13 protein-coding genes and 2 pseudogenes are annotated in these 14,138 nt (G+C 62.9%); 14 read left to right on the top strand and 1 reads right to left on the bottom strand.

The genetic code is table 11. From position 1 onward, the window contains the following. The 13 genes and pseudogenes from AB0N24_RS26795 to AB0N24_RS26735 form a co-directional block, all read left to right on the top strand. Window positions 1-738 (top strand): glucose-6-phosphate dehydrogenase (locus AB0N24_RS26795; RefSeq protein ID WP_364131448.1); only part of this gene is annotated, 738 nt, incomplete at its 5' end. Continuing rightward, the gene (locus tag AB0N24_RS26790; RefSeq protein ID WP_364131445.1) at window positions 735-1,724 is read left to right on the top strand and encodes a glucose-6-phosphate dehydrogenase assembly protein OpcA; all 990 of its coding nucleotides are present in this window, start codon (window positions 735-737) and stop codon (window positions 1,722-1,724) included. The genes AB0N24_RS26795 and AB0N24_RS26790, both read left to right, overlap by 4 nt. A gap of 105 nt (window positions 1,725-1,829) precedes the next feature. After that, window positions 1,830-2,213 (top strand): annotated as a pseudogene (locus tag AB0N24_RS26785) (MBL fold metallo-hydrolase); the annotation flags it as partial. A gap of 124 nt (window positions 2,214-2,337) precedes the next feature. Continuing rightward, complete coding sequence (locus AB0N24_RS26780) at window positions 2,338-2,562, top strand: hypothetical protein (RefSeq protein ID WP_364131451.1); 225 nt, start codon at window positions 2,338-2,340, stop codon at window positions 2,560-2,562. A 38-nt stretch (window positions 2,563-2,600) separates the two neighbouring features. Continuing rightward, window positions 2,601-2,766 (top strand): annotated as a pseudogene (locus AB0N24_RS26775) (OpcA/G6PD domain-containing protein); the annotation flags it as partial. 201 nt (window positions 2,767-2,967) lie between these two features. Next, window positions 2,968-3,732: an IclR family transcriptional regulator gene (locus AB0N24_RS26770; RefSeq protein ID WP_364131442.1), complete on the top strand. Its 765-nt coding sequence runs from the start codon at window positions 2,968-2,970 to the stop codon at window positions 3,730-3,732. A gap of 100 nt (window positions 3,733-3,832) precedes the next feature. Beyond that, window positions 3,833-4,804 (top strand): PDR/VanB family oxidoreductase, encoded by a 972-nt coding sequence (locus AB0N24_RS26765; protein WP_364131439.1) that lies wholly within the window; start codon window positions 3,833-3,835, stop codon window positions 4,802-4,804. Window positions 4,805-4,828: 24 nt separating this feature from the next. Further along, window positions 4,829-6,037 (top strand): cytochrome P450, encoded by a 1,209-nt coding sequence (locus AB0N24_RS26760; protein ID WP_364131436.1) that lies wholly within the window; start codon window positions 4,829-4,831, stop codon window positions 6,035-6,037. Window positions 6,038-6,171: 134 nt separating this feature from the next. After that, complete coding sequence (locus AB0N24_RS26755) at window positions 6,172-7,503, top strand: MFS transporter (RefSeq protein ID WP_364131433.1); 1,332 nt, start codon at window positions 6,172-6,174, stop codon at window positions 7,501-7,503. 282 nt (window positions 7,504-7,785) lie between these two features. Then, window positions 7,786-9,441: a helix-turn-helix domain-containing protein gene (locus AB0N24_RS26750; RefSeq protein WP_364131431.1), complete on the top strand. Its 1,656-nt coding sequence runs from the start codon at window positions 7,786-7,788 to the stop codon at window positions 9,439-9,441. A gap of 101 nt (window positions 9,442-9,542) precedes the next feature. Then, window positions 9,543-11,003, top strand: a complete 1,461-nt coding sequence (locus tag AB0N24_RS26745; protein WP_364131429.1) for an aldehyde dehydrogenase — start codon at window positions 9,543-9,545, stop codon at window positions 11,001-11,003. A gap of 11 nt (window positions 11,004-11,014) precedes the next feature. After that, complete coding sequence (locus tag AB0N24_RS26740) at window positions 11,015-11,896, top strand: hypothetical protein (protein ID WP_364131426.1); 882 nt, start codon at window positions 11,015-11,017, stop codon at window positions 11,894-11,896. Window positions 11,897-12,496: 600 nt separating this feature from the next. After that, complete coding sequence (locus AB0N24_RS26735) at window positions 12,497-13,555, top strand: hypothetical protein (RefSeq protein ID WP_364131423.1); 1,059 nt, start codon at window positions 12,497-12,499, stop codon at window positions 13,553-13,555. A 12-nt stretch (window positions 13,556-13,567) separates the two neighbouring features. Here AB0N24_RS26735 and AB0N24_RS26730 read toward each other — a convergent pair whose 3' ends face one another. Then, window positions 13,568-13,858: a recombinase family protein gene (locus tag AB0N24_RS26730; protein WP_364131421.1), complete on the bottom strand. Its 291-nt coding sequence runs from the start codon at window positions 13,856-13,858 to the stop codon at window positions 13,568-13,570. A 53-nt stretch (window positions 13,859-13,911) separates the two neighbouring features. Between AB0N24_RS26730 and AB0N24_RS26725 the strand changes: the two genes are divergently transcribed. Next, the coding region (locus AB0N24_RS26725; protein ID WP_364131419.1) for a helix-turn-helix domain-containing protein at window positions 13,912-14,138 on the top strand (227 nt) is incomplete at its 3' end.

Raw genomic sequence — 14,138 nt, 5'->3', positions numbered from 1 at the left:
CAGCTCCTGGCCCTGACGGCCATGGAGGAACCCATTTCCTTCAACGCGGACGACCTCCGCGCCGAGAAGGAAAAGGTCCTGGCCGCGGTCAAGCTGCCCGATGACCTGTCCACGCATTCTGCCCGCGGGCAGTTCGCCGGCGGCTGGCAGGGCGGCGAGGAAGTGCAGGGATACCTGGAGGAAGAGGGCATCCCGGCTGATTCCACCACGGAGACCTACGCGGCGATCCGCGTCGACATCCACACCCGGCGCTGGGCCGGTGTGCCGTTCTACCTCCGGGCCGGCAAACGCCTGGGCCGCCGCGTGACTGAGATCGCCGTGGTCTTCAAGCGCGCACCCAACCTCTTGTTCCGGGATCACGCCGACGACGACTTCGGCCAGAACGCCGTGGTGATCCGGGTCCAGCCCGATGAGGGCGCCACGATCCGGTTCGGCTCCAAGGTCCCGGGCACGCAGATGGAAGTCCGCGACGTGACCATGGACTTCGGTTACGGGCACTCGTTCACGGAGTCCAGCCCGGAGGCCTACGAACGGCTCATCCTGGATGTGCTGCTCGGCGAGCCGCCGCTGTTCCCGCGGCACGCGGAAGTGGAGCTGTCCTGGAAGATCCTGGACCCCTTTGAAGACTACTGGGCAAGCCTCGGTGAACAGCCGGAACCCTACGCGCCCGGAAGCTGGGGTCCCGCCTCGGCCGATGAGCTGCTTGCCCGCGACGGACGAACCTGGAGAAGGCCATGATCCTAGATCTTCCCGACACCACCACCTCGAAAATATCCAAGAGGATCATGTCCCTGCGTGAGCAGGGCGGCGTGATCGCCCTCGGCCGGGTCCTGACCCTCGTGGTGGTCACCAAGTCCGGGCTGGAAGAGGAGGCCATTGAAGCGGCCAACGAAGCCAGCCGGGAACACCCTTGCCGGATTATCGTCCTGGCTGATGCCGGCGCCAAGGCGTCAACACGGCTTGACGCGCAGATCCGGGTGGGCGGCGACGCCGGTGCGTCCGAGGTGATTGTGCTCCGCGGGTACGGGGAACTGGCCGAGGAAAGCGAATCCCTGGTGGCCGCGCTGCTGCTCCCGGACGCGCCGATCGTGGCCTGGTGGCCGCACGGTGCGCCGAAAAGCGCGTGCGACACGTCCATCGGCCGGATCGCGCACCGCAGGATCACCGACTCGGCCAACGAGGAGGACCCGCAGCGGGCCCTGGACAACATCCGCAACACGTACAAGGCCGGCGACACCGACCTCGCCTGGACCCGCCTGACCAACTGGCGGATCCAGCTGGCCGCGGTCCTGGACCACGTGGATTCCTCGCCCGTCACGGCAGTCGCCGTGGAAGGCGCCTCCGATTCGCCCAGCACGCTCCTGCTCGCGTCCTGGCTCAAGTCGTCCCTGAACGTTCCGGTCACCATCGTGGCGGGGCCGGCAGGGACGGGCATCCACAGTATCCGGCTCTGCCGTGATACCGGGGATGTCCAGCTGTCCCGGCCAGGTCGCTCAGTGGCTGAACTGACCCAGCCGGGGCAGCTCGCCCAGCGCATCTCGCTGCCGCGCCGCAGCCTCCGGGACTGCCTCGCGGAAGAACTCCGCCGCCTCGACGCCGATGAAGTCTTCGGCGAGACGGTCCGCAATCTTGCGATCTTAAAGAACGAAAACGACAACCTCGCCACCGCTGGCATTGGGAATCAGGGCCAACGGCACCGGGACGCTCTACTTTCAGTTGGATAGGACGCATGAACGGCATCGTTGGATTTCTTAGTGGCTCTGACCTCGCGAACGCGACACGGCGAGGTGCTAGTCCCAATTTATTGCTGGACAGCGCCTTTCCGTTGGAGTCTGGGCGCCCCGAGCTACCTGAACCCCGAGGACCTGGTCCTCTGGGAGCAGGTCTACCCAGACGCCGGGCCGGACCGGTACCACGGCGACGGTGATGTGTTCGAGGTGGGAGACACGGCGCTGTTGTCCATCCATACGCCCGGGCATTCGCCGGGCTCCACCTGCTTCTACCTCGAAAGTGAAGGAACTGTCTTCACCGGTGACACGCTGTTCAATGGCGGCCCGGGCGCAACCGGCCGCTCCTACAGCGACTACCCGACCATCCTGGCCTCCATCCGGGAACGGCTCCTGACGCTGCCGCCCGAGACTGTGGTCCGCACCGGGCACGGCGACAACACCACCATCGGTGCCGAGCAGGAAACCCTTGTCCGCACCCTCTGAAGTTCCAGGACGTCCATCCCTGCAGCCCGTCACGGAAAATTTTAAGAGTTGAGAATTTCAGACCAATGACCTGCCCACTTTCTGCGGAGTCGCGCCTGTTCGCCTCACTGACTAAGGAACTCTCATGAAAACGCGCATACCCACTGCCGGCACCCAAGCGGAAACCCTCGCTGTACGTTCTGGTGATAGCTGCCCCGAGACCGGTTGGTGGCAACCGCTGCAGTCGGAGGACATGAGCGAGTTGCCGACTTCCCGGTTTGTCGGTCAGGGAAGCCCTATGCCTGCGGTGGGCAGCGTGCCCGGCCTTTGGGTCAAGGGCCGCAATTCCCTCAACCAGAGCGACTATTAGGCAACGTTGAACTGGCTAGCTCCCGTGACGATCCGTGTACCCGCGCCGGCGGTGAAGTCCAACTCTTCCGCCCCGAACTGTCCATCGCCGAACTCACCCAGCCGGGCCGGCTGGCCCAGCGGATCCCTCTGCCCCGCCGAAGCCTCCGCGACTGCGTCGCCGAAGAACTCCGCCGCCTGGACCCCGGACGAGGTCTTCGGAGATACCGTCCGAAGTGGTGCGACGCTTGGGAACCAAAACGAGGGCTGCGCCAGCACAGCTCTGGTGGGAGACTGTAGCCGCCGATACCGGGATTCTCTGGTTTCGATTGGATGGGGCGCATCAGTGACGTCATTGCACTGCCCATCGGTTCTAGCCCTTCGAACGGGCTCGACACTTCCTTGGCAGTACCGGAAGCTATAGAACATGCCTCGCACTCAAGGAGGGGAATCTGTCCTCTCGCGCGCAGTCCGTATCGTAGAGGCCTTCGGGCCGGGCGACACATCGCTGACAATCACCGAAATTGCGCGAAGATCCGGGCTGCACATCGCCACCGCGTCCCGTTTGGTTGAAGAACTGAGCAGGTTTGGGTGGCTTCAAAGGGACGAGGACCGCAGGGTGCGGATTGGGGTTCGAATGTGGGAAGTGGTGTCCCGCGCCTCGCCGACGCTCAGTCTCAGGGAAGCCGCCATGCCTGTCATGGAGGACCTCCATGCGATTGTCGGCCAGCACATCCAACTGGGTGTCATGGAAGGCGATGAAGTACTGTTCGTCGAGCGCCTGACTGCACCTGGAGCGGTGATCAATTACACCAGGGTTGCAGGACGGCTGCCCCTGCACGCTTCTTCCTCAGGGCTGCTGCTCCTGGCATATGCCCCGCCCGCGCAGCAGGAGCGGATATTGGGTCAGCCACTGGAAGTGTTCACTGAAAAGACCATCAGCACCCCCTCACAGCTAAGGGCAGCCCTGGCAGAGGTGCGCCGCCAGGGGTATGCCTTCCTGCCCGGCCACATACACCCCGATGCCACCGGCGTTGCCGTGCCCGTGAAGGACCCGACAGGAAAGGTAGTGGCCGCCTTGGCGATTGTTGTACCGAACGACACCACCGCGCGGTCGCGGATAGCCGTTCTCCAGGCCGCTTCCGCCGCGGTTTCCCGTGCCATGGAGTACCCCGCGCGCCCTCCTTCATAGCTCCCCAAAAAGTTCCTTCTCAATCATTGAGACTCTTGTAGTGGTGGCGGTCACGTGCGGGCGAACCTTGGGGTAGAACAATGCGAGCAAAGGAGCCGAGATGTTCACGGGAAAGAATTCCGTTGCCGACGCCTCACAAATCAAGCTGACGGTGACGGCGAAGACCAGGGTTTCAACCGACGTGGTTGCCCTGACCCTGGCCCACCCTGATGGGCGCAGGTTGCCTGACTGGACCCCAGGATCACATGTGGACGTAGTGCTGCCCTCCGGCATGAATCGTCAGTATTCGCTTTGCGGGGACAGGTGGGACGCCTACAACTATCGCGTTGCTGTCCTGCACGAGCCGGCCGGGCGTGGGGGATCCGCCTACATTCACGAAGAGCTGACCCAGGGAACTATGGTTGCGCTGGGCGGGCCCCGGAACAATTTCCCTCTTGTGCCGTCCGAAAAGTACCTGTTCATAGCTGGCGGTATCGGAATTACCCCGATGCTTCCGATGATTCAGCAGGCAGACATGCTTGGGGCCGACTGGAAGCTGCTCTATCTTGGCCGGTCCCGGAGCACCATGGCGTTTCTTGATGAGCTGGCTACGTACGGCGAACGGGTCGTGGTCATGCCGAAGGATGAAACCGGGCCGTGTCACCTGGATGAGCTCATCGGTGCCCCCTCCATGGACACTAAAGTTTACGTCTGCGGTCCGCAGCGTCTGCTGACGGCCGTTGAGCTTCACTGTGCCGAATGGCCGACAGGGTTGCTGCGCCTGGAACACTTCGCGGCCAAGGCACAGGGCGCCCCGGCACGGGACACGGCCTTCGAGGTGGAGCTTGCCCGGGCAGGACTCTCCGTCACTGTTTCACCGCACGTGAGCATTCTTGACGCTCTTCAGGGGGCCGGAATAAACGTCTTGACGTCCTGCCGCGAGGGCACCTGCGGAACCTGCGAGGTGACCGTCCTGGCGGGGGAGCCTGATCACCGTGACTCCATCCTCGGCGACGCTGACAGGGCCGCCGGCCACTGCATGCTTCCGTGCGTCTCACGCTCCTGCAGTGACCGCCTTGTTCTTGACCTGTAACCCGGCTTCCTGAGAGGACCCACGATGACTGCACAACCCACTACCTCGGATGCCCCCGTAAGCGACGTCGACCCGTTCAGCTACGACGTACTCGAGGACCCCCTCCCATTCCAGGCCGACCTCCGCGAGGCCGGACCTGTTGTGTATCTGGAAAAATACGATGTTTATGCGATGGGCCGTTACGCGGAAGTGCATGCTGCCCTGACCGACTGGCAGACCTTCCAATCTGCCGCCGGCGTCGGGCTGAGCAACTTCCGCTATGAAAAGCCGTGGCGGCCGCCGAGCCTGCTGCTGGAAACTGACCCTCCTCACCACGATGCACCCCGCGCTATCCTCAGTAAGATCCTTGGGCCCCGCGAACTCCGCCGACTGGCCGAGTCCTGGGCAGCCGACGCAGAGGAACTGGTGGATGATCTGCTGGCGAAGGGCCTCGAATTCGACGCTGTCAAGGATCTCGCCGCAGCGTTTCCCCTCAGGGTATTTCCGGACGCCGTCGGCATTCCGCAAGAGGGACGGGAAAACCTCGTGCCATACGGAGACCACGTTTTCAACGCGTTCGGCCCTCCCAACGAACTCGTCGCCAAGGGAGCACCACGTGTCGCCGAGCTTTCGGCCTCGATTGCTGCCCAGTGCGCCCGCGACGTGCTGACCCCGGATGGATTCGGTGCGCAGATCTGGGCCGCGGCCGACAGGGGAGACATCACCGAAGCCCAGGCACCTTTGATTGTGCGGTCGCTGCTCACCGCCGGGGTCGACACAACAGTGAACGGCCTCGCCGCCGTCCTTTACGCATTCGCCACCAACCCCGACCAGTGGGCCCGGCTGCGCGAAAACCCTGCCCTCTCGCGCAGCGCATTTGACGAGGCCGTACGGTTCGAGTCACCCGTGCAGACGTTCTTCCGAACCACGACCCGCGATATCGAAGTAGGCGGAACCCTTATTCCCGAGGGCAGAAAGATCCTGATGTTCCTTGGCTCAGCAAACCGCGACCCACGCCGCTGGGAGAGCCCCGATGTCTTCGACCTGGGCCGGGACCCTTCCGGTCACGTCGGGTTCGGCTTCGGCATCCACCAATGCGTCGGGCAGCACGTCGCGCGGTTGGAGGCGTCAACAATCCTGAACAGCTTGGCCAAACGCATTGTCTCCCTTGATATCAATGGGCCAACCCGCCGGCACCACAACAACACCCTGCGGGCTTGGGAATCCTTGCCCGTCCGAGTCGAACTGGCCTGAAAACCGGCGCAGACGCGCCAGCCAACACGGTAAGCATCCGGCCGCGATGCCCCACAAATAAAGCGGCATACACCGTGACGGCCTCCTTCGGGCGGCCGCCCTAACTCACTGCACCTATTTACAAGGACGTAAACATGGACATACTCAACGAAGTCCGCACATCTCCGATGAGCCGACTCCAGATCCGGGCCGTTGCCGTGGCGATTGCGCTGATGCTGATTGACGGCATGGACGTCGCCGTCGCAGCGTACGCAGCACCGGCACTGTCCAAGAGCTGGAGCCTGGACCCCGTCACCCTGGGATTCGTGCTCAGCTCGGGCCTGGTGGGCATGGCGGCCGGTTCGCTGTTCCTCACACCCTTCTCGGACAAAATAGGGCGGCGCCGCATGACGCTCATCGCCCTGGTTCTCGTCAGCGCGGGCATGATCCTGTCGGTCTTCGCAGCTGACGTCATGCAGCTGATGACGTTCCGCGTACTCGCCGGACTCGGCATCGGTGGAATGATCGCCAACCTGAACGTCTACGTCTCCGAATATTCTTCTGACAAACGCCGGGGAAGCATCTTCGGGCTCTACACCGCCGGATTCGCCATCGGGGCCACTCTTGGCGGGTTTATTGCAGGTCCGCTCATCCCGCAGTTCGGCTGGCGCTCAGTGTTCGTCGTCGGGGCCGCCGCCAGCGTGGTGATGCTTGCCGTCGCCTGGCGGTTCCTGCCCGAATCCCTGGACTACCTGATCACCAAACGTCCGCAAAACGCTCTGTCCAGGTTGAACCGCGTCCTGGTACAAATGACTCGCCCGGCTTTGGACGAACTTCCCGAACTGCCCCAGAACCAACAAACCCAGAAGGGGATCAAATCCCTGCTCACCGGACGGATGGCCGCCCAAACCCTCCTGCTGTGGCTGGGCTACGGCCTCATGATCGCAGCCTACTACTTCGCCAGCACATGGACCCCAAAGCTCATCGCTACGTCCTCAGGCGATGACAGCCTCGGCGTAACCATGGGGCTGGTGGTGAACTTCGGCGGCATCATAGGCTGCTTCATCTTCAGCATCCTGGCAGTCTTCCTGCGCAGCCGTCACCTGCTGCTGGGCTCGTTGGCCGCCTCGGCGCTGGTTTACGTCATCTTCGGAATGGCGTTCAACCAGACGTCCCTGGCCATGATCATCGGCGCCGTCCTCGGCGTCGTCACTTCAGCGAACGTCGCTGGTTTCTACGCGACCACTCCATCCCTGTTCCCGGCTGCCCTCCGCGGCACAGGCGTCGGGTGGATGGTAGGCATCGGCCGGCTGGTCTCCATCATTTCGCCCATCCTGGTCGGATACCTGCTGGCTGGCGGATGGAGGGCTGAAAACATCTTCATGCTCTTCGGACTTCCCCTCATCGTTTCTGCTCTGGCGATGGTCGCAGTCTGGTCGCTCTCCACCACAAAGACACCTGACCCTGACCTGGCAAAGGTCGCCTAGCCCCGGCCGGATCCACCGGAAGTAACAACAAACGGAGGGGTAAAGGGTGCGCTGCATGCCCTTTACCCCTCCTCCGCCCCAAAAAGCAGCAGGTTGCCCCCTGGAACGGACGGCGCATGCCCGTGCAGCAAAACAAAGCCGTCCCCTGAGTCCCTAGATCGCGGCAGGGGAGGAGACAACGTGTCCTGACTGGCCGTATCTCCAGGTGCAATGGCGGCGTAGTGTCGAAAGTACCAAAACCTGTGCCCGCACGAGGGGATGGTTGATGAGGAAGGTGCCGGTATGGCCGCGGAAGAAGGGAAGTTGAGGGACGAAATTGCCCTCTCCTGGCGGCGCTCCCTCATGAGCGGAATTGAACCTACGCATGAGTTGGACAGCGTCCCAATATCTGACATTGACCGGCGGAGCCGGTTGCTGGCAGCTGCCACACCGATCTTGGACCGTCTGGAGGCAGACTTCGAAGGCACTGGCTACTGTGTCATCCTCGCTGACCGGGAAGCCCGGCTCGTAGACCTCCGCTACGGCCAGCGCACCCTACACAACCGGATGGATAACCACGGGGCCGTCCTCGGCCGACGTTTCGCTGAAGAAACCACAGGCACAAATTCAATCGCCACTGTCTTCGAGCTGAGGAAACCTGTCGCTGTCTACGGGCAGGAACACTTCGTTGAATCCATGAAGGCCTTCAGCTGTTATGGGTACCCGATTCATCACCCCATCACGCGCCGACTCGAAGGCGTCCTGGACATTACCTTCCTGGCCTCCGATGACAGTCCGCTGCTCAAACCGATCCTCACGCACGCCGCAAACGATTTACAGCAGCGGCTGCTGCAAGGCTCCCGATCCAACGAACAAGCTCTACTCAGGGCATTCCAGGAGACCGTTGCCCGCAGAAGAGGCGCCCCAGTTCTTGCCCTCGCGGACGATGTTCTATTGGCCAATGCAAGCGTCAATGCCATCCTTGACCCAGTTGATCACGTCATTCTGCGGGCCATCATAGAACAGGACCGTGCCGGACAGCACCGCCGCCGCGTGATAACACTCAGCTCGGGACAGAACGTCCTCATCCAGTGGGAGCGGAGTGCCCAAGGTGGCGGCGTGATCATTCAAATTGATCCAGCAGGTGGCGGTCAGAAACCTGCCGGGGTGAGGCCGCACCAGCCGGTCCCGCGGCCCAGAAACCTCGAAGATCGCATCGCTGCGGCCAGCTCTTCCCGAACTCCGGTCTTGGTATCAGGTGAAGCCGGAACGGGGCGAACGGCGGCGTTGCGGCAAATAATGGCGGGCACTTCACCGTCGTCATACGATGCCGCCGACCTGACTTCGGCCGATACCGCAACCTGGCTCACCGAGCTGGGTACTTCCCTCGAAGGCGGCGGCCCAGTGACCATCGAAAACATCCACCTGTTGCCTGATCCTGTGGCCCACCGGGTTTCTGACCTGCTTCAGACCAACAACCCCTGGTTTGCCCTCACCAGCAACTCGGCGGCCCGCATGAGCGGCGAACAACAGCGCATGACTTCCCTGTGCCGGACGACAATAGACCTCCAGCCCCTACGGTCGAGAATTGAGGAAATCCCGGCGCTTGTGCAGAGCATCCTGAAAGACCAAGGCCTGGAGCGCAAGGTCCGATTTACGTCAGGCGCCATTGCGGCCCTGGCGCGCCATTCCTGGCCTGGTAATCTCGCCGAACTGCGCCGCACGGTCGAAAAGGCCACCTCACTCCGATCCGCTGGAGACATCACAGAATCTGACCTAAATGGATCCTTTGGCAACGCAGCCGACCTCGCACTAAGTGCCTTGGAGCGGGCCGAAAGAGGCGCAATCGAACAGGAACTCGTTCGCACCGGCGGTAACAAGAGCAACGCTGCCGCGCGCCTTGGCATAAGCCGCACCACCCTCTACAAACGCATGCGGGCACTGAACATTGTTGGATAGCCGTGTCCACCACTCCCGCAAGATTGTCCAGAAACTGAACAATTCCGCCCTGTGATCCGAGTCATGCTGGATGCAATGTCATACATGTCAAAGGAGATCAAATGACACTGCAAGAGCATCCGCTCCACATAGAACATCTGTTTATCGGCGGCCAGTGGACGCGACCGCGGTCCTCGGACCGCATCCGGGTCGTCTCGGCCAGCACTGAACAGGAAATCGGATCGGTCCCGCATGCCAGCGAGGGCGACGTCGACGCGGCAGTAGCCGCCGCACGGGTGGCGTTTGAAGATCCTTCAGGCTGGAGCCAGTGGGAACCGGAACGCCGGGGGATGGCTCTGGAAAGTCTCGCGGACCAGCTTGAAGCCCGGGGCGAAGAAATGGCACAGCGCGTTGCAGAACAAAACGGTATGCCGATTGCCGTCGCCCGCCAGCTCGAGGCTGCATTCCCCGTAGCCGTCCTTCGCTACTATGCCAATCTGGTGAAGAGCTCAGCCGTCGAGGTGTCCCATCCTCACCTGCTGGGCGGGACAACGACCGTCCGGCGCGAACCCGTCGGCGTCGTCGCCGCCATCGCTCCCTGGAACTTCCCGCAGACCCTCGCTACGTTCAAGCACGCCCCGGCCCTTGCCGCCGGCTGCTGCCTTGTGCTGAAGCCGTCCCCGGAGACCGTCCTGGACTCCATGCTCTTCGCCGAAGCGGTGGAGGCGTCAGACCTGCCACCCGGCGTGATCAACATCGTTCCGGGCGGCAGGGAAATCGGGGCGTACCTTGTCTCGCACCCGGACATCGACAAGGTTGCCTTCACCGGCTCAACTGCCGCCGGCCGACAGATCGCCGAAACCTGCGGACGCCTGCTTCGCCCGGTGACGTTGGAACTAGGCGGAAAATCCGCGGCCATCGTCTTGGACGACGCTGACCTGGACTTGTCTGTCATCGGCGAAAAGCTGTTCGGCGCCACCTTGCTCAACAACGGCCAGACCTGCTTCCTGGGCACCCGGATCCTTGCCCCGCGAAGCCGTTACGACGAAGTCGTCGACGTCTTCGCCGCCCTGGCAAAATCCCTCCCTGTGGGCGACGCCCTCGACCCGGCCACACTCATCGGTCCGATGGCCAGCGAACGCCAACGTGAACGCGTTGAAAGCTACATCGCCAAGGGACGAGGTGATGGCGCCCGCCTTGTGACAGGTGGCCGCAGACCCGCCCACATGGACAAGGGCTGGTTCGTGGAACCGACAATCTTCGCCGACGTCGACAACCGCCAGGCGATCGCCCAGGAAGAAATCTTCGGCCCTGTGCTGTCCGTAATTCCCTATTCCGACGTCGACGACGCAGTGCGGATAGCCAACGATTCAGATTACGGACTGGGCGGCACTGTTTGGTCCTCGGATCCTGAACGCGCTCTCGCCGTCGCCCGGCGCGTCCAGACCGGAACGATCGGGATCAACACCTATCTCCCGGATCCGAGCTCACCCTTTGGCGGCGTCAAAGACAGCGGAATCGGGCGTGAACTCGGCCCGGACGCCATGTCCAATTTCCAGCACTTCAAATCAATTTACAGCTGAGGTACCAAGCCATGAGCAAAGGCTACAAATGGATTGCAAGCGAGATCGCCAGCCTCGATCCGCACAAGGACTACGAGCAGATCTGGAAGTTGTCGACGTGCTACTACGTTAACGACTTCATGATGAACTTCCTGTACTCCACAGGGTTCCCGCACTTCATTCTTCCCCCGCGTGGAGGTGAAGTGATCGCCCGCGGCGGCAAAGGAAAAATCATTAAGCAGCAGGATCGTCGTGAATCGGACACGGCCAAGCATTTCTGGCGATGGTTCGAATACGGCCCTTCCGATCCAATCACCCAGCGCTCGGTCGCCCAGGTCAACGCCCTTCACCAGGGCGTTGCCAACCAGTACCCGGGCAGGTTCACGCATCTGAGGGACTTCACGTACACGATGTGCTGGATCGGCGCCGACATGCACCGGTTGCGTCTTCGTGTAGGCCTGCCGGGCTTCACCGAAAACCAGAAGATCGCCGCGCACGTCTACTGGCAGGAGATGGCCAAGCTTTTCCGGGGCGAGAACTCTACCGAAATATCCGACTTCCCCGACGGCTTCGAGGGCATGCTGCGGTATATGGACGAATATGAGGCAGTGGACTGGGAATACTCGCCGGACGGCGCCGCCACGTGCGAAGCGATCTTTGAACAGTTCTCCAAGCGGTGGTTCCCCCGGGGCCTGCAGTTCCTGGGACGCGCGATGCTCCTATCGCTCCTCGATGAACCCGCACACCGCGTCCATCGGCTCCCTGATCCGGGCTTCCTGACCCGAAAGTTCTTCGAATTCGGTTTCGCCGCCATGATGGTCGCCAAGGAGCGGATCCTCCCCGACCCCCAACTCTCCACCCCCGAAAAACACCGCCTGGCCGCGGCCGGGGCCAAAGACCCTCTTAAGGTCTGAGCTAGAAAGCTGAGCCCCTGGGTGCCTTCCAAGGAACCCAGGGGCCTTCTGGCTTAAGCCCCACTCTCCCAAGGCTGACTGTTGTTGGAACAACGCCTAATCATCGCTCCCACCCGTGAAGCCTGCCGGTACGATTAACCTTCGACATGGTCCATCGCGATTGGAACTGGCCCGCGAAATCGGTGCAATCCACACGTCAGATGCCTCGGCCGTCCAGGATATTCCTGCTGAGATCCAGAAGATTGCGGGGGAGCGGACGAAGCTTTCTCGACGGCGGCGCGAGGCCACTTCGTTTGCAGTCAGGCACCCGCGTTCAGTGTGGAGGCCGTTCCATTCCCGCTTGGACCGCCAGCCGCTGAACGCCTGTGACATCAGAGTGCATCCGGCGCGCCGGTCGACACCTTCGGACCCGTCCACCAGCACGGAACCAAGCAGCGCACGCGGGTTCGAATCCAGCTGCCACGTCTCGGACTGCTGATCGGTTGCTTGTCCCCGCAGGGGTGGACTGCCTGCCCGGCGCCAGCCATCATAAGAGCAGGCGCGAGGTTCCGGCGACCGCAGCAACACGGCCTCTCCTTGCGCCATGGAGGCGCAAGCGCAATGTCCCCAAGAACCGGCCCCGCAGATCATGACCCGGCGGACGCTTCCGCCGACGCCCCGGACACGTTCCTGACGGACTACTACGAGCACGTGGCCGACGACGACATCCGGAACTACACTGCCGAATCGCTCCGGAACCGTGCGGAATACCATCGTTCGCTGGCCGCAACCCGGGGCCCGGGCCAGGCCGTCATCGGGGTGCTGAGTGAAAGCGACGCCAGCGTCCTGGCAATCGTGGCTGAGGACATGCCGTATCTGCTTCCCTCCATCACGGCGGCGCTGGCGCGTGACAATGCCGCCGTACGCTTACTGGTCCACCCCACCTTCACCGTTGCCAGAACGCGCGGGACGAACGAGATCGTGGACATCAGGCCGGTACCGCTGCGCACTGCGTTGCCGGTGGGGAACGAGCCTTCCGCGATGCCGTCGCGGCCTGAATCCACGGGTGACCTGACCCGCACGGAGGCCTGGATTGCTGTCGAAACCGCCCGACTGCCGGATCAGGGGAGCGCCGACCGGCTCATCCTGAATCTCCAGGCGGTCCTGGCCGATGTTCGGGCGGCCGCCGAGGATTCCGCAGTCATCCATCGGCACCTGGCAGCGGAAGTTGCCGTCCTGGATGCCAATGCGCCTTCGGCCACCGATGCAACCCGGCAGGAGGCCAAGGATTTGCTGCTCTGGCTGGACGACGGCAACTTCGTGTTCCTCGGATACTGCGCGTACGGAGTAGCCGACGACGACGGGCTGCCGGTTCTCGCGGCGCGGCCGGGGTCCGGGCTCGGGTTCCTCCGGCACCAGGAGCAGAGCCGGCCGCTGCAAGGTTCCGCCATGCCGGGGTCCCCGGGCCCGGCCCTGGCGCTCACGAAAGCAGGCATCCGTTCCACAGTCCTCCGGGACGCCTACCTGGACGAGGTCAGCCTCCTGAGGTTTGACATGGCCGGCAACCCCACCGGGGAAGTGTGCTTTGTTGGCCTGTTCGCCCCCGGCGCCGCCAGCCGGTCTGTGCAACAGATCCCGCCGCCCGTTCCGGCGTGGGGGTCCTTCTCCCGTCCGTTGTAGGCGCCGCGCTGCTTAGCCAGTGCGATGCCCTTCCCCCTGGCGTTCCCTGATGAGGGAGCGTTCAACTTCGGCGAAGGCACCCCGGACGGAGAGCATGAGGTTGGCCATGGGGGAGTCCTCGCCGGTGAAGTTCAGGCTCATCTTTGATGAACTCCACCCGCACGCCTTTGCGTGTGGGTCCCTGGACCACAGCGCGCAGGTCATCGAGGTTGCGGCGAGCCGGTCCATGCTGTGCACCACCACGGTGTCCCCATCGCGGGCGAACCGTAGCAGTTCAGGGCTGGTTGTACTGGCGGTCTGCATTACAAGATCCGCTAGAGTTTGCCTTGAATCCATTGAGTGGAAGTAGGACGTGTATGGCCAACTCAGCATCCGGGGAGTCTGTGGTGGATCGGGTAGTGCGGCTCATATCCGCCTTTCCTGACGGCCCTGGAGGTCTTCAGCTGTCCGAGCTTGCACAGAGGTCAGGCCTGCCGCTCACAACAGCCCATCGCTTAGTGCACCAGCTCGCCGTCCACGGCTTGCTCGAGACTGAGCCGGGCGGATCAGTGCAACTGGGGCTGCATTTATGGGAACTGGTGAA

Origin of the sequence: Arthrobacter sp. NPDC093128 (assembly GCF_040683875.1) — a bacterium.
GTDB lineage: Bacteria > Actinomycetota > Actinomycetes > Actinomycetales > Micrococcaceae > Arthrobacter.
The sequence above is the reverse complement of the archived record's forward strand: the minus strand, read 5'-3'. Positions and strand labels throughout refer to the sequence as shown.